General features: G+C 51.2%; 15 protein-coding genes, 1 tRNA gene and 1 rRNA gene. 1 reads left to right on the top strand and 16 read right to left on the bottom strand.

Annotation, left to right across the window (positions count from 1 at the left end):
- Positions 1–32: 32 nt before the first annotated feature.
- The 6 genes from FYJ65_RS06745 to FYJ65_RS06720 form a co-directional block, all read right to left on the bottom strand.
- Entirely contained in the window at positions 33–1,037 is a 1,005-nt protein-coding gene (locus tag FYJ65_RS06745; RefSeq protein ID WP_154554583.1) for an alpha/beta hydrolase, read from the bottom strand.
- A 518-nt stretch (positions 1,038–1,555) separates the two neighbouring features.
- Positions 1,556–1,843, bottom strand: a complete 288-nt coding sequence (locus FYJ65_RS06740) for a hypothetical protein (RefSeq protein WP_154554582.1) — start codon at positions 1,841–1,843, stop codon at positions 1,556–1,558.
- Positions 1,844–1,885: 42 nt separating this feature from the next.
- A complete protein-coding gene (gene thrH, locus FYJ65_RS06735; protein ID WP_154554581.1) occupies positions 1,886–2,485 on the bottom strand; it encodes a bifunctional phosphoserine phosphatase/homoserine phosphotransferase ThrH in 600 nt (199 codons plus the stop codon).
- Positions 2,486–2,573: 88 nt separating this feature from the next.
- Positions 2,574–3,338, bottom strand: a complete 765-nt coding sequence (locus FYJ65_RS06730; protein WP_154554580.1) for an acyl-CoA dehydratase activase — start codon at positions 3,336–3,338, stop codon at positions 2,574–2,576.
- A gap of 33 nt (positions 3,339–3,371) precedes the next feature.
- Positions 3,372–3,626 (bottom strand): putative Se/S carrier protein, encoded by a 255-nt coding sequence (locus FYJ65_RS06725; RefSeq protein ID WP_154554579.1) that lies wholly within the window; start codon positions 3,624–3,626, stop codon positions 3,372–3,374.
- 79 nt (positions 3,627–3,705) lie between these two features.
- Positions 3,706–4,980 carry a double-cubane-cluster-containing anaerobic reductase gene (locus FYJ65_RS06720; RefSeq protein WP_154554578.1) on the bottom strand — a complete coding sequence of 425 codons (1,275 nt, stop codon included), beginning with the start codon at positions 4,978–4,980 and terminating at the stop codon, positions 3,706–3,708.
- 283 nt (positions 4,981–5,263) lie between these two features.
- On the opposite strand from FYJ65_RS06720, the gene FYJ65_RS06715 reads away from it, so the two are divergent.
- On the top strand, positions 5,264–5,446 hold the full coding sequence (locus tag FYJ65_RS06715; protein WP_154554577.1) for a hypothetical protein: 183 nt from the start codon (positions 5,264–5,266) through the stop codon (positions 5,444–5,446).
- A 187-nt stretch (positions 5,447–5,633) separates the two neighbouring features.
- Here FYJ65_RS06715 and lpdA read toward each other — a convergent pair whose 3' ends face one another.
- The 10 genes from lpdA to rrf form a co-directional block, all read right to left on the bottom strand.
- Positions 5,634–7,010, bottom strand: a complete 1,377-nt coding sequence (gene lpdA, locus FYJ65_RS06710; RefSeq protein ID WP_154554576.1) for a dihydrolipoyl dehydrogenase — start codon at positions 7,008–7,010, stop codon at positions 5,634–5,636.
- Positions 7,011–7,026: 16 nt separating this feature from the next.
- Positions 7,027–8,019, bottom strand: a complete 993-nt coding sequence (locus FYJ65_RS06705; protein WP_235898227.1) for a lipoate--protein ligase — start codon at positions 8,017–8,019, stop codon at positions 7,027–7,029.
- Between the two features lie 58 nt (positions 8,020–8,077).
- On the bottom strand, positions 8,078–9,496 hold the full coding sequence (gcvPB, locus tag FYJ65_RS06700; protein WP_154554574.1) for an aminomethyl-transferring glycine dehydrogenase subunit GcvPB: 1,419 nt from the start codon (positions 9,494–9,496) through the stop codon (positions 8,078–8,080).
- Entirely contained in the window at positions 9,493–10,815 is a 1,323-nt protein-coding gene (gene gcvPA, locus FYJ65_RS06695; RefSeq protein WP_154554573.1) for an aminomethyl-transferring glycine dehydrogenase subunit GcvPA, read from the bottom strand. Before gcvPA ends, gcvPB begins: the two co-directional genes overlap by 4 nt.
- Positions 10,816–10,847: 32 nt before the next feature.
- Positions 10,848–11,225, bottom strand: coding sequence for a glycine cleavage system protein GcvH (gene gcvH, locus FYJ65_RS06690; protein ID WP_154554572.1), 378 nt, complete (start codon positions 11,223–11,225; stop codon positions 10,848–10,850).
- Positions 11,226–11,267: 42 nt separating this feature from the next.
- Positions 11,268–12,359, bottom strand: a complete 1,092-nt coding sequence (gcvT, locus tag FYJ65_RS06685; protein WP_277671976.1) for a glycine cleavage system aminomethyltransferase GcvT — start codon at positions 12,357–12,359, stop codon at positions 11,268–11,270.
- Positions 12,360–12,742: 383 nt separating this feature from the next.
- A complete protein-coding gene (locus FYJ65_RS06680; RefSeq protein WP_154554571.1) occupies positions 12,743–14,122 on the bottom strand; it encodes an NAD(P)/FAD-dependent oxidoreductase in 1,380 nt (459 codons plus the stop codon).
- Positions 14,123–14,172: 50 nt separating this feature from the next.
- The gene (locus FYJ65_RS06675) at positions 14,173–15,543 is read right to left on the bottom strand and encodes an acetyl-CoA hydrolase/transferase family protein (RefSeq protein WP_154554570.1); all 1,371 of its coding nucleotides are present in this window, start codon (positions 15,541–15,543) and stop codon (positions 14,173–14,175) included.
- A gap of 208 nt (positions 15,544–15,751) precedes the next feature.
- Positions 15,752–15,828, bottom strand: a tRNA-Ile gene (locus tag FYJ65_RS06670).
- Between the two features lie 11 nt (positions 15,829–15,839).
- Positions 15,840–15,956: ribosomal RNA gene (gene rrf, locus FYJ65_RS06665) — 5S ribosomal RNA — on the bottom strand.
- Positions 15,957–16,020: the final 64 nt, after the last annotated feature.

The raw sequence follows: 16,020 nt of genomic DNA, 5'->3' as shown, positions 1-16,020 counted from the left end.
ACCTTCTCTCCGTTCTAATTATTCTATACTTTCTATACTTCAGATTTCCTCGGATTCAGGTGCTCTGTCCGGTCGAAAAAAGCCTTGAGTGCACTCCGGTATTCCGCCGGGTTCTCGTAATAGGATGCCGCATGCTCCGCGCCGTCAATCCACAGGATATCTTTATCCGCCGCACCGCAAGCCTGATAGTTCCGAATGGCATGGGACGGCGGAACGAATTTGTCTGCGGTCCCGTGGATGAACAGACTTGGAATCCGGCATTTTCGAAGGGCGTGTTCCGCATCCGCTTCCTGCATTCCGAAATGCGCCTTCCGCTGGCATCGCCGGTCAAAGCTCTGCATGAACGGAAATGCCGGCAGGTGAAACCATTTTTTTAGGCAAAGGGTGCAGATATCCTTCATGGAAGTGTATCCGCAGTCCGCAATCATTCCCCGCACGTTGGGCGGAAGGGTCAGGCCGGAAGCGCAGGACACAGTGGACGCCCCCATCGACACGCCATACAGATAGACCGGTAGGCCTTTTCTGTTATGGCTCTCGATGAAATCCAGCCAATCCAACACGTCGTACTTCTCCCTGGCACCGAAGGTGATGTATTCCCCGCCGCTTTTGCCGCAGCCCCGCTGATCGATTGTCAGCAGGTCGCAATTGTTCTCGTGAAGCCACCGGGCGACTCCGGCAAAATCCTTCAGGGAGTTGGTTCGGTATCCGTGGGCACAAAGTATAATCCGCTTAGGATTCTCGCATCGAAGATAGCGACCGAACAGCGGGGTGTCGTCCACGGTGGAGCAAATCTCCAATTCGTCCTGTTCCCGGTTCTTCAGCCACTCTTGGTCCTGTTCCGGAATCCGCCCGTACCGATCCAGCGGCACGGCTTTGGCCTTCCCATCCTTCTTTTTCTTTCCGCCGTAACTCCACAGGCTCTTCCGCGCCACCGTAAAATCAAAAAGCTGATTGCAAACGGCGGTATATCCCAGTGCAGCCCCGGCAGCCGCTGCGGCACCGATTATTTTTGTGCGATTCTTGTTCTTGCTTCCCATACGCCCTCTCCCTTGGTTATCAATGCGTTCATGCAGGATTTTCGATACTGAAATTCTAACACATCCACCGCCCGCCTTCAATCGCTGACGAGACGTTTAGATTCCAATTTCATTGGCAATTATTCTTTGGATATGTTATTATCTAACACAGCTCAATTCTACAAAAAATGAGGTGCTTCATGCTTGTTTTATACCTTCAGATGCCGTCAGTGAGACTTTTCTTCGTGTTGGTCATGTTTGTCACCTACTTCCTAAGCTTACTTTTTCAATTCAGGTACTTCCTAAGTGATATGTCTTGTTTAGATGATTATAACAATTTAGTCTTTTATCGCAACCTCTTTCCCTATTTATATTTCCTATATCGGAGGTCCCTTCCGGCGCGGTTCGCGCTCGCCTCCCTGCAAAGCCATTGAATTCGGTTTTCGGGCGCGAACCGCCGCCCCGCAAATCAGCAGCAACCGGCCCGACCTCTGATAAAGTTCGCGCTCGCCCCCCTGCAAAGCCATTGAATTCGGTTTTCAAGCGCGAACCGCCGCCCCGCAAATCAGCAACAGCCGGCCCGGACTCCGGAAAAGTTCGCGCTCGCCCCCCTGCAAAGCCATTGAATTCGGTTTTCGAGCGCGAACCACCACACAGAAATTCAACTGCAGCCGGCCCGGACTCCGGAAAAGTTCGCGCTCGCCTCCCTGCAAAGCCATTGAATTCGGTTTTCGGGCGCGAACCGCCGCCCCGCAAATCAGCAGCAACCGGCCCGGGAGACCCGGTCCGGCAGCAAAAGAAAGCCCCGGCGGGACTGAAACGCTCATTCCCGCCGGGGTTCCATTTATTCTCGTGTGTAAAAGAAAAGTCTACAGTGCCTTCTTGATGGCATCCAGCAGTTCGTCGAACTCTTCGTACGCCGGAACGTCTGGATACTCCGTCTGAATGGATTCCGGACTCTTGAACAGGAATCCTGCCTTGCTGGCCTGAATCATTCCCAGGTCGTTGAAGCTGTCGCCCGCCGCGATGGTCTCGAAACCGATAGACTGCAGGCCCCGTACCGTCGTCAGCTTGGATTTTTCGCAACGCATCCGGAAATCATCTATCATTCCGTTTTCCCCAATCACCAGCTCGTTGCAGAACAGGGTTGGATATCCCAGTTTCTTCATCAGCGGCTGTGCAAACTGCAGGAAGGTATCGCTGAGAATGATTACCTGTGTAATGGAACGCAGCTCATCCAAGAATTCTTTGGCACCCGGCAGCGGATCGATTTTTCCGATGGTTGCCTGCACGTCCTTCAGTCCCAGGCCGTGCTCTCGCAGAATGTCCAGCCGGTAATTCATCAGCTTGTCGTAATCCGGCTCATCTCTTGTGGTTCTCTTCAATTCCGGGATTCCCGCCTCTTCCGCAAACGCAATCCAGATTTCCGGTACCAGAACACCTTCCATATCCAGGCATACGATATTCATATTTTCTTCTCTCCTTTTATTATTTTACAAAAAATCTTGATTAATTATATCAATAATCACAAATTTTTGCAAGTTGAAAAGTCGCCCGCTAGCGTCCTAATTTCTCTCGAGCCAGAATCGCTGCGCCGTAGGCGCCGGCGTACCGACCGTTCTCCATGGGCAGAACTTCCCGGTGAAGTTTTTCCGACAGAAGTTTTGCGAAGAACGGATTGTCGCTGAGGCCGCCGGTAACGATGACCATATCCATCAGCTCCTTCCTCTGCATCAGCGCAACTACTTTTACCGCCACGGAATTGATCACCCCCGCCGCGATTTCATCCTTCTCCTTGCCCTCGCCCATGTAGCTGATGACTTCGGATTCCGCAAAAACCGTGCAAATGGAACTTAGCGGCAGTGGCTTTCCCTTCGCCGCCAGATCGAACAGCTCCCCGATAGTCACTCCAAGCCGGTTGGCCATCACCTCGATGAACTTCCCGGTTCCGGCCGCGCACTTGTCATTCATCAGAAAATCCACCGCCCGGCCGCGCTTCACGTTGATGAATTTGGTGTCCTGGCCGCCGATGTCCACGATGGAGCAGTCCCGCCCAATCATTTCGTATCCGCCCCGGCCGTGGCACGAAATCTCCGTAATCACCTTATCCGCGTAGTCCACGGAAATCCGCCCGTACCCGGTGGCCACAATCCGGCAATCCTCCACGCTTCCCAGCTCTTCCGTCAGCCCGTCCAGAATAATTCCGGACGTAATCTTGCTGTTCCAGCCGGTGGGCATCACCTTGAATTCCGGTTCCCCGTTCTCCCGGAGAATGCAGATTTTTGATGCCGTGGAGCCGATGTCGATTCCAATGTAGTTCATAGTTTCCTCGCCTAAAAATAAATTTCTTTTCGTCTAACCATACCGATGGCGCCGGTTGTTGAATTCGTTATCCAAGCCTTCGATTCCGATGTATTCCAGCTCCTGTTCCTCTGCCAACTTTCGGATGGTATCGATATCCTCTTGATGGATTAATAGAGAAATGCCGCAGCATACCGACAGCTCCCGAGGAGTCGGACTGATTTGGGCATACATGCCGGCTCCTTTTATCGCCTGATACATGGCCAGCCCATCTGTATGGGTGTTGAATAGTATATAGTAGTGTTTCATGGTTTTATTCTAACATACAGAGACTGCGTCCGCCAGAAGGGGACGCAGTCCATGTTCCTGTGTAAGGATGGGGGATAGGTTATTCGCCGATGACTTCGCAGAACGCTTCGATTCTGGTCTTCAGCTGCTGTGCGTCTGCATCGGTGTAGTCGGTTTCGATGCGCAGTACCGGAATGTTCTCCTCCTGCAGTCTCTTCTCCAGGGTCGCACCTTCGATGTCGTAGGTCTGGCAGAACTTCAGGGTGACGTCGATGACGCCGTCTACGTCGTATTCCTTTGCCAGGCGAACTACATCGTCGAATCTTCCGGTATTCGGTGTGAAGCATGCGCAGTTGATGCCCATGTATCTCTCGGCAATCTTGTCGATCATCTCGTCTACGGTCTTGCCGCTTTCGTCTACATTGTTCTCGAAGTAGCGGGTTCCGGTGCAGGTCTCTTCGCAGACAACGGCAGCGCCGGAGGTTTCAATTAAGTTGTGCATCTTCCAGTTCGGAATTGCCATCGGTGTTCCGGTGACCAGAATTCTCTTGGTGCCTGCCGGGAATACGCTGACGCCGTCTTTCACTCTCTGATCCAGCTCATCGCACAGGGTATTTACCATCTGGGTGAATCTTTCCGGATCGTCGTAGTATGCAATCTGAGAAATCAGCAGGGTGTCGGTTCCGCTGATTGGAATGTTCTTTTCTTTTCTCAGATCGTACAGTCTCTTAAGAGCGGATCTCTTGGCATTGATTTTCTTGATATTCTCTGCCAGGTTCTCCGGAGTAACTTCGTTTCCGGTTTCCTTCTCTACCAGCGCTTTCAGTTCCCGGATTTCCTCGGCCCACTTCTTCACATCCTTATCTCTCTTCATCTGCGGAAGATCCATTACGTGCATCGGAACGTCGGTTCCCAGGATTTCATATGCTTTCTTTTTGCCGTCGCAAGTGGTCTCACCGATATATACATCTGCCAGACGATAGAACGGACATGTTCTGTCGAACCGTGCACCCAGCATCGCCTTAATCAGCGGGCAGGTGTTGGCCGGCAGATATTTCTCGCCGCCCGGAACCCAGAACTGAGAGCCGGCACAGAGGCCGGTTGCAATTCCGCCCGCAGCGAAAATCACTTCGTCCGGAACGTATGCGCAGAAGGTACCAAATACCTTTCCGCCTTTTTCTCTAAAATCTACCAGCTCTGCCGGACGAACGCCGTGAACCTCTGCCAATACGAAATCAAAGTAGTCCATCTTCTCCGGTCTGTTTTCCTGGGACAGGAACACGTCGCCGATTGCGCCCGGAAGCACGTTGCACAGGACATCGTGGTTGTCCACGTCCATTCCGAGATCTTTCCACATCTGATGATAATCTGCCATTCTTATTTCCTCCTGTATCAAAAAAACTTTTTCCATATGCGTAGTCGTATCAATACCTCTTCGTCATTAGTGTAACACCCGTTTTTCACCAGAAGAAATAGATATCTTTCGCAGTTAAACGGATTTAATATATATATTTTCTATAGGTTGATTGATTAATAATTTTAATAGGTTTTATTAAATAGTTTAGTTTAACAAATCGATTGGCCGGTGGTATATTATAGGTGTCGAAGGAATTCGGCAGTGACAACTAAATACACCATACAATATAGGAGGTATCATTATGAGAAATATGTACAATGTGATTGGTATGATTATTCTGGTAGTTAGCGCAGCTCTCGGAATCGTATTCACTGTTGCAATGGACGCGGTCTCAGCTGGTTCCGGTGCACAGATTGTGCTGATGATCCTCATACTCGCATCCATGGGTGCTTTCGATGTAACATCCTACGAGATGCTCAAATAACATATAGTTGTTCTTCAATATTATTCGGCATGCATCCTCACGGGGGTGTGTGCCCTACCCCAAAGCTATCAATACCTATTATTACCAATACAAAGTAAAAGGAAGCGGCGAGTCCGCTTCCTTTTACTTTGCAATATATTCTTCCAGCATAAGGCAACGGCCGAAACCGCCGCCCTTCCACGATTCATTACGCTCTTGCCGCCTCACAAACCGCTTCTACAAAAGTCGGGTGTGGGTGAATGGTGTTTGCCACTTCTTCAACGGTCAATCCATTGGCAATTGCTACTGCCAGCTCTCCGATGATATCAGTAGCTCTGCCGCACATCAGCTGTGCACCCAGCAGCGTGTGATCTTCCTTGCTGGCAACCAGCTTGATGAATCCGCGATCCAACTCCTCGATGATGGTCTTGCCGTTAGCAGAAGTCGGGAACTTCTTGGTAATTACATCGATGCCCGCTTCCTTCGCTTCGTCCTGCGTCAGTCCAACGGAAGCGATTTCAGGAGATGTGTAGATGCATCCTGCAACCACGTTCATATTGATTTCCGGCTCTTTGCCGTTCATGATCGCCACCGCATTTCGGCCCTCTGCCGTTGCGGTGTGGGCCAGCATAGTTCCGCCGATAGCATCCCCGATTCCGTAGATGGACGGAATCTCCGTGCGATAGCAATCGTCGACCTGCAGGAAACCTCTTGCGCCCAGCAGCTTCTCCTCCAGCTCTTCACTGAAGACACCCTTGGTCACCGGACGTCTTCCGGTGCAAACCAGGATGTGGTCGGCTTCCACTTCCTGAACTTTGTCCTTCTCCTTGTAAAAGCATACCAGACGGCCATTGCGTTCTTCGATCTTCTCTACCATTGCGTTGGTATGCGTATCGATGCCTCTGTTCTTGAAGTTCATCTTCAAGCTGCGACCCAGCTCCTTGTCCATGTTTGGAAGGAGACGATCCATGGCCTCCACAACGGTAACATTCGTTCCCAGGTCGCTGTAGATGGTTGCAAACTCGATACCAATCACGCCGCCGCCGATGATTACGAAATCCTTCATGATTTCGCCCCGAAGCTCCAGCAATCCGGTGCTGTCCAGCACGCCCGGAAGGTCCGCGCCCGGAATCGGCGGAGTTGCCGGTTCCGAACCCGTGGCAATCATGATGTTGGCCGCAGTCAGTTCCGATACCTCATCGTTTCCGCTGATTTCAACGGTGTGCCCGTCCGTAACCTTTGCGGTTCCCGCTACGAAATCCACCTTCTTTTTCTTCAGCAAGAACATGATCCCGTCTCTCAATGTCTCGGAAACCTCGCACTTCCGGTCGATGATGCGGTTCAAATCTGCTTTTACGCCCTCGGCGGAAACGCCGATATTTGCAGACTGGGTGGCAATCCGATACGCATCGGAAGAATGCATCATTGTTTTGGTTGGCACGCAGCCCCGATTCAGGCAGGTTCCACCTACCAGATCCTTTTCCACCAGGGCAACCTTCATGCCGAAATCTGCCGCTTCATACGCTGCCTCGTATCCGCCCGGTCCGGCTCCGATAATCACCAGATCATACTGAAATTCGCTCATAATCCTACCTCCTGCTTTACTCCATCTGCAGCGTAATCTGCTCAATCACCTTTGCTGCAATTGCCTGTTCTTCCTCTGTCTCAAACTGATTCAAGTCCAATCCGCTCAAGTTTGCTTTTTTGTATGCTGCACCCTTCAGCAGTTCCTCGATTTCCGGGAAAACGTCGGTTTCCAGAGAGTCCGAATAGATTTTCGCCTCCTGAATCACGCCTCCCACTACGTGCAGCTGAATGGTCACGCTTCCGAAATCCAAACGATTGTCGATTTCCACATCGAACGGAATGCGGCGGCCCAGGCGCCACTCGTCCGAGCGATAGCGATCGTACAATGCTCGAACATCCGGATCCTCAATGGATGGCAGCGGCTCTTCCACCGGTGCCCCCTGATATACCTCACCGAACGCCTGAATCAATGCATCCTCCACTTCCTTCAGGGTCAGCTCCGGACGAAGCTCCGTCAGGTTCGTTACCCTGGAACGTACCGAGTCCACGCCTTTGGACTTCAGCTTCGCCGTGGAAACGTTCAGATAGCGGGAAAGCACATCCCGGTTTACGTCCATCATGATGGTTCCGTGGTGATAGCAATACTTTCCCCGTTTGAAATATGCATGACCGGAGAATTTTTTTCCGTCAATGGTAAGGTCGTTTCGACCGTTTTTCTCCGCGTGAATTCCCAGAATCTGTACCGCCCGGAGGATGACTTCCGTCTGCTTTGCCACGTCGTACAAGCCTTCCTGTGCGATAAATGTAAAATTAAGATTTCCCAGGTCGTGGTATACCGCACCGCCACCGGAAACTCGTCTGGCTAAAGTGCATCCGCCTTCCGCCATCTCTTCCAGGCGGCATTCCTTCCATGGGTTCTGGTTTCTTCCGATTACCACCGTATTGGCATTCTGCCACAGATACAGGGTTACCTCGTCCGGATCTGCCCGGAATGTCAAATATTCTTCCACGGCCAAGTTTTTTGCCGGATCGGTGCAGTCAGTGAGTATGTATTTTAATTTTGTCATGATTCTCCTGTGGATAAAGACGCGAACCTTGCGGCCCGCGCCTTTACTGCAATGCATTTTATTCAGCTGTGTACTTTAGAATCGGATGTCTTGCCGCACTCACTTCGTCCAGACGACGAACCGGTGTGGTTACCGGGCAAGCCATTACGCTTTCCGGTGACTCCATCATCTGCTTATGAATTGCGATAAATGCCTCGATGGCTTCATCCAGCACTTCCTTTGCCTCGGTTTCTGTCGGCTCTACCATGAGTGCTTCGTCCACGATCAGCGGGAAGTACATCGTTGGCGGATGGATTCCGTAATCCAGGAGTGCCTTTGCTACGTCCAGTGCGGATACGTGGCTTTCCTTGTGGAATTTCTCCAGGCTCATAACGAACTCGTGCATGCAAGTGTGGTCATATGCCATTGGATAGTAATCCTTCAGCTTCTCCATCATGTAGTTGGCATTGAGAACCGCATTCTTTGCCAGTTCCGGAACGCCTTCTGCACCGATGGTGAGCAGGTATGTCAGCGCCTTCATGCAAACCAGGAAGTTGCCGTGGAATCCGGTCATATCTCCCAGGCTCTTCTCTGCACGAACGAAGCCGTCATCCTTGGAATAGGTTCCCGGCATGAACTCTGCCAGGAAGTCCTTGCAGCCTACCGGACCTGCACCCGGGCCGCCGCCGCCATGCGGGGTGGAGAAGGTCTTGTGCAGATTCAAGTGAATGCAGTCAAAACCAATGTCTCCCGGACGAACCAGACCGATTACCGCGTTCAGGTTCGCACCGTCGTAGTAGCACAGACCGCCGGCCTCGTGTACCATTCTGGTGATTTCCATAATATTGTCGTCAAAAATACCTACCGTATTCGGGTTGGTCAACATCAATCCGGCAGTCTTCTCGCTGAGATGTGCCTTCAAATCGTCCAGGTCAATCATTCCCTTTTCGTTGGACTTGATGACAACAACCTTGAAGCCGGCCATTGCAGCGCTGGCTGGGTTGGTTCCGTGAGCGGAGTCCGGAATGATGATTTCCTTACGCTGATTCTCGCCTCTGGATTCGTGATAGGACTTAATCAGGAGAAGTCCGGTGAATTCACCCTGTGCGCCGGCAGCCGGCTGCAGAGTGATGCGGTCCATTCCGGTGATTTCGCCCAGATCGTGTTCCAGCATTTCCATAGCCTTGCACGCACCGTATACGGACCACTCCGGCTGCAGCGGATGGATGTTGGTAAATCCAGGCAATGCGGCCATCTTCTCGTTGATTCTCGGGTTGTGCTTCATGGTGCAAGAACCCAGCGGATAGAATCCGTCATTTACACCGCGAGATGCTTTTGCCAGTTCGGTGTAATGTCTGCCCATTTCATTCTCGGAAATTTCCGGCAGCGCTGCTTCTTTCTCTCTCAGTGCTGCCTGTGGCAGTTTAATCTCTACATCGCATTCCGGAAAGATGTCCTGGCCACGGCCCGGCATGCTTCTTTCAAAAATCAGTTTCATGCGCTGAACACCTCCTTAGCGATTTCTACTACATCATCCATATCTTCCTTCGAGTTCAGCTCGGTGCAGCACCACAGGATCTCGGTATCGCTGAGCTTCAGTCCGCCCAGGATGCCGTTGTCTTCCAGTGCGTCCAGCAGCTGATCGGCGTTCGGGCAGGTGGTTACGAATTCATGGAAGAATTCACCCTCATATGCTCTCTTCATGCCGATTTCCTCGAACTTCTCTGCCAGATAGTGTGCCTTCGAAGTGCACAGGGTGGCTACCTGCTTCAGTCCCTTCGGACCGATGGTTGCCAGATAGATGGACGCCTTCAGTGCGCAAAGAGCCTCGTTGGAGCAGATGTTGCTGGCTGCTTTCTCTCTACGGATGTGCTGCTCTCTTGCCTGAAGTGTCAGAACGAATCCTCTTTCGCCCTGGGAATCCTTTGTTTCACCAACGAGACGACCTACGATCTTACGCATGTTTTTCTCGGTGGTTGCCAGAATTCCAAGGTATGGACCGCCGTAAGCCAGTCCCAGTCCCAGAGGCTGTCCCTCTGCCACAACGATATCCGCACCGATTTCGCCCGGTGTCTTCAGAACGCCCAGGGCAATCGGGTTCACGCTCATGATCAGCTGTGCGCCGGCACCGTGAACGATTTCTGCGATTGCATCGCCGTCTTCGATGATTCCGTTGAAGTTCGGATACTGCATCAGGAAGCAAGCGGCTTTGTCGTCTGCCTCCAGCGTTTCCTTCAGTGCGGCCAAATCGGTCGCGCCGGCTGCTGCCGGAATTGTTTTTACCACGGAATCCTTTCCGAATGCGTAGGTCTTGATTACGCTGAGGATTCTCTTGTCTACGGTATCGGATACATAGATTGTGGAATGTTTCCGATCCTGTGTCATTGCACATGCTTCTGCCGCTGCGGAAGCGCCGTCGTACATGGATGCGTTGGCAATGTCCATGTCGGTCAGCTGGCACATCATGGTCTGATATTCAAAGATGGACTGCAGGATGCCCTGGCTGATTTCTGCCTGATACGGCGTGTAGGCAGTCAGGAATTCTTCCTTATTGGCAATCGCATCTACCGCTGCAGGTACGTAGTGATTGTACGCGCCTGCACCCCGGAAAATCGAATCAAAGACAACGTTGTCCGATGCCAGCTCTTCCATGATCTGGCTTACTTCGATTTCCGACTTTCCCTTTGGCAGGTTCAGCTCACCCTGAACTCGTGCTTCCGCCGGGATGTCCTTAAAGAGGTCGTCGAAATCCGCATAGCCGATTTCGTTCAGCATTTTCAGCTGTTCCTCTTTTGTGTTCGGAATAAAAGTCCCCATTTCTTTTTGGTCCTCTCTTTTATAAGCTTTTTTTACGCTTCTTCTTCAACAAACTTATCGTACGCTTCCTCATCCAGCAGCTCTTCGGTCTCTGTGATGTTTCCAACGCGAACGAACCATGCGTCATACGGATGCTCGTTAATTGCTTCCGGTGCATCCAGCAGCTCTTCGTTTACTTCCAGAACGGTTGCGGAAACCGGGGAAAGTACATCTTCTACGGCCTTTACGGACTCGATGTCGCCCAGCGCTTCGCCTACTTCGATCTCATCGTCTACTTCCGGCAGATTTACGAATACCAGGTCACCCATGCTGCTCTGTGCAAAATCGGTGATTCCGATGTACGCCTCGTCTCCTTCGTAACGTACCCACTCGTGAGATTTCGAATACTTCAGTTCGTTAGTATTAGCCATTATATGTTCCTCCTGTTTTACAGTAAAAATAATTATCGTGTTCTATTTCTCTCTCTTGTAGAATGGCAGTTTCACCATTTCTGCGTCGATCATTCTTCCTCGAACCTCTACCTGGCAAGCCGCGCCGATTTCTCTGTCCGCTGCTTCTACGATTGCCATCGCATAGGATCCCTTGAGGTATGGCAGGAATGTTCCGGATGTGGTTACGCCCACTTTCTTTCCGTCTCTATATACGTCGCATTCCTCTCTCAGTATTCCTCTTCCGGTAACCTTCAGGCCCACTCTGCGCTGCTTCAGCGGAGTTGCTGCCTCGATGGCTTCCTTACCGATGAATTCCGGCTTGTCCATCTTTACGGCAAATCCCAGGCCGGCAACCTTCGGGGAAATCTCGTCGTTCATCTCGTGTCCGTACAGAGGCATTGCTGCTTCCATTCTCAGGGTATCTCTTGCACCCAGACCGCATGGAAGAATTCCATATTCCTGACCCGCATCCATCAGCAGTTCCCAAGCGTCCACCGCTCTGTCTGCCGGCATGTAGATTTCGAAACCGTCTTCGCCGGTGTATCCGGTACGAGAAATCATGCATGGAATTCCCTGCATTTCGGTATCAAATACGCAAGTATAATATCCTGCCGGGATTGCTTCCGGCTTCGCAACCTTTGCCAGAACCTTCTCGGAGTTCGGACCCTGCAGTGCCAGCTGGCCCCACTCTGCCGATGCGTTGGACAATTCCACGCCGTCAATCTTGTGATCCACCATCCACTGGAAATCCTTCTCGGTATTTGCCGCGTTTACAACGACGAAATAATCGTTGTCCGCCTTCTTGTAAACAATCAGATCGTCTACGGTACCACCGTTCTCATTGCACATTGGGCTGTATCTCGCACAACCGTCCTTCAAATCCGTGTAGTCGTTCGTCAACACGTGATTCAGGAACTCCAGAGCCTTCTCGCCCTGAACCAGAATCTCTCCCATATGGGAAACGTCGAACAGGCCGCACTCCGTCCGAACTGCCATATGTTCCTTCTTGATACCGGCTTCGTACTGAACCGGCAACAGAAAACCACCGAAGTCCACGATGCTTCCACCGTACTTCACATGGGTGTCATAAAGGGGTGTTTTTTTTCCTTCCACTTTTGTACCTCCATTCGTACATCAAATTCTTTTCCTATATTATCATTCACAAAATCCGCCGTCAATACGCCGAACCCCCTTGTGGAATAAGTTATTTTTTTATCTATTACAATTTTCTTTTGATGATTTTGTATATAAAGGAAAATCAAAAAGAAAAACAGGTATATGTTGGAGGCCATATACCTGTTTCTTCACTACGAAATTATTAATTAAGAAAGAACAATTAAGGAAAATGTCGTTTTGTTCGCTTTTTCTGACACTCATATAATAGCAAGCTTATATGTAGATTCGGTAAAGACTCCTTAGTCATTGTATGTGTATACTGTAGCACGCCGTCAACACAGACGTGCACATTTCCGTCATATTCTTTCTCCCGCCATCACTTATTCGTTCAATCCCAAAATATCTCTGGCAACGAATATACCGCTGGCGGATGCATGGGACAGGGAATGGGTCACGCCACTTCCGTCCCCGATAACGTACAGCCCCGGATACTTCGTTTCCAGATGCTCATCCAGCTGCACTTCCATGTTGTAGAATTTCACTTCCACGCCGTAGAGCAGCGTGTCGTCGTTCGCGGTTCCCGGAGCAATCTTATCCAGGGCGTAAATCATCTCAATAATTCCGTCCAGGATTCTCTTCGGCAGCACCAAGCTCAAATCTCCCGGTGTCGCCTGCAATGTCGGAATCACCGTGTTGCGTTTCATTCTTTTTTCCGTGCTCCGGCGTCCTCGCTCCAGATCGCCGAAACGTTGCACGATTACGCCGCCCCCCAGCATGTTGGACAGTCTGGCGATGCTTTCACCGTACCCATTGCTGTCTTTGAACGGTTCGGAGAAATGCTTGGACACCAGCAGGGCAAAGTTGGTGTTCTCCGTCTTCTTATCCGCTCCGTCGAAGCTGTGACCGTTCACCGTCACGATTCCGTTGGTGTTTTCGTTCACCACAAAACCCTGTGGATTCATGCAGAAGGTGCGCACGTTGTCTTCGAACTTCTTGGTGCGGTACACGATTTTGCTCTCGTACAGCTGATCCGTCAGATCCTCAAAGATTACCGCCGGCAGTTCTACCCGGACACCCAGGTCTACCCGGTTGGAGCTGGTTGGAATTTCCAGATCCCGGCACAGCTTCTCCATCCACTTGCTGCCGCTGCGGCCCACGGAGATGATGCACTTGTCGCACTCCGCCGTGCTGCCGTCTCGCCCGATCACTCGGTAGGTCCCATCTTCCAGCGCCTCCACCGTTTCCACCGGTGCGCGGAAGCGGAAGTCCACCTTGTCTTGCAGTTCTTTATAAATATTTTCCAGAACGATATAATTCACGTCCGTTCCCAGATGGCGAACGGATGCGTTCAGCAATGTGAGCTTGTTCTGCATGCAGATTTTCTTGAACTTGGACCCCACGGTGGAATACTTCTTCGTATCGCCGCCGCCCTTGGCGCAGTTGATTTCGTCCACGTAATTCATCAATTCCAGCGCCTTCTCCCGGCCGATATATTCGTACAGCGTCCCGCCGAAATCGTTGGTGATGTTGTACTTCCCGTCAGAGAACGCGCCGGCGCCACCGAAGCCGTTCATGATGGCGCAAGTCGGGCAGTTGATGCAGGCTTTTACATTCTTTCCGTCGATGGGACATTTTCTCTTCTCCAAAGGATTTCCCTCTTCGAAAACGCCCACCTTCAATTCCGGATTCTTTTTTGTCAGCTCATAGGCTGAGAATATTCCTCCCGGGCCGGCACCCACGATGATTACGTCATACTTCATACTTTTCGCTCCTTGTTTTTGTCGCATTTGTTTTTATGGTATTGCGAAAGCTAGAGATACTCAATCTTGCTGGTATTTCGCCAAATTCCCATTTTCTCCGCTTCGCGAATCAGGTCCTCCCGGAAATCCGGATGAGCAATGCTAATCAGCATCTCCGCCCGCTGCCAGGTGGATTTGCCCTTCAGATTCACCGCGCCGAACTCCGTCACTACGTAGTTCACCGCCGCTCTCGGTGTCGTCACGATGGATCCCGCCGGAAGCACCGGATGAATCAGGGAATGCAGCTTTCCGTTGGAATCCCGCCGCGTGGAATGGGTGCACATGAAACTCTTGCCGTTCTTCGACGCAAAAGCCCCCTGCACGAAGTCCAGCTGTCCGCCGGTTCCGCTCACCTGGCGATACCCCGCGCTCTCCGAACAAACCTGGCCGAACAGGTCCAGACCGATACAGCTGTTGATGGAAATGAAATTGTCGATTTCCGAAATGGTGTGCACATTGTTCACGTAATCCACCGGCGCGCAGCAGCAAATCGGGTTGTCATCGATAAAATCATACAGCGCTTTACTGCCCACCGCCGCAGTGTAGACGCTAAGTCCTTTGTCCCGGGTCTTGTTGTTGGTGAGCTTGCCCGCGTAGTACAGATTCATAAAAGCATCCACGAGCACTTCGCTGTGTCCGCCCAGGTCCCGGATGTCCGACTCGGCCAACATTTTGCCGATACTGTTGGGAACCGCGCCGATTCCAAGCTGCAGCACGCTGCCGTTTCGAATTTCACTGACAATATACTCCGCAATCCGGCGATCCTCCGGATCCGCATCCTTCGGAAGGGATTCCGGAATGTCCGGACTGTCCCCTTCGATAATGTAATTCACATCCGAAATATTGATGTGGGATTCGTACCCCAGCGCAATCGGCATCTTCTCGTTGACTTCCACAATCACCTTCTTGGACGCCTTGATAATTCCGTGCAAATCCGCGTTGGTCGGTCCAAAATTGAAGTTGCCGTATTTGTCCATCGGCGCTACCTGAATGCAGCAGATGTCGAACTGATTGCCCTCTAAAGACCAGTACAGCGGCTCTTCATTGAACATGATTGGCACATACCACGTATTTCCGGACTCCGACATTCTCCGGTCCATTCCCGTAAAATGAGAAGAATAGAAGCGTACCCGCTCCACCGGCTGCTTCGCCTTAAACGTCTCCATATAGTCGTTCCGCACCGCCACTTCCGTCTGAATCTCCACGCCTCGCAGCAGGGTGTCGTCCTTCAGGCGCTCTCCCAGCGCCCGATCCATGTATACCGAGGTGCCCGTGCCTACACCAAAATGAAGGCGGTAGTTACTCTTAACCAGGCTGGCTGCAAACTCCGCAGAAATCAGTTTGGTCTTATACTCCCCCTGCACCTGTTTAATATCGTACATTCTGTCCCTCCGTTATTCTAAGATATCCTAAGAAATAACAAACATACCTTGTCGTATTTTATAATATTCTTAATAAAAAGACAAGTGAAGTTTGTATGTAGCGAACAAATTCACAGTATAATCTTCAGTTGCCTTCGCCTCAGCGAGGGCTCAAGTCTCTGTATAAAAACGCATAAAAAAACACGAAGCGAAATGCTCCGTGCTTTCGTGGTGGGCTTGAGTGGACTCGAACCACCGACCTCACGCTTATCAGGCGTGCGCTCTAACCAGCTGAGCTACAAGCCCAAATAGGAAAAAACCGGCGACTTCCTAATTTCCCAGGCAGCTTCCCGCCAAGTATCTTCAGCGCAGGAGAGCTTAACTTCTGTGTTCGGGATGGGAACAGGTGTATCCTCTCTGCTATAATCACCGGATTTTCCTTATTTGTTTTTTGAAGGCTGTACCTTCAAAACTGAATAATATCTACTGGCCATCTAA

The organism is Mogibacterium kristiansenii (assembly GCF_009695905.1).
Lineage (GTDB): Bacteria > Bacillota > Clostridia > Peptostreptococcales > Anaerovoracaceae > Mogibacterium_A > Mogibacterium_A kristiansenii.
Note: the sequence above shows the minus strand (reverse complement) of the source record. Positions and strands in the feature narration are given on the sequence as shown.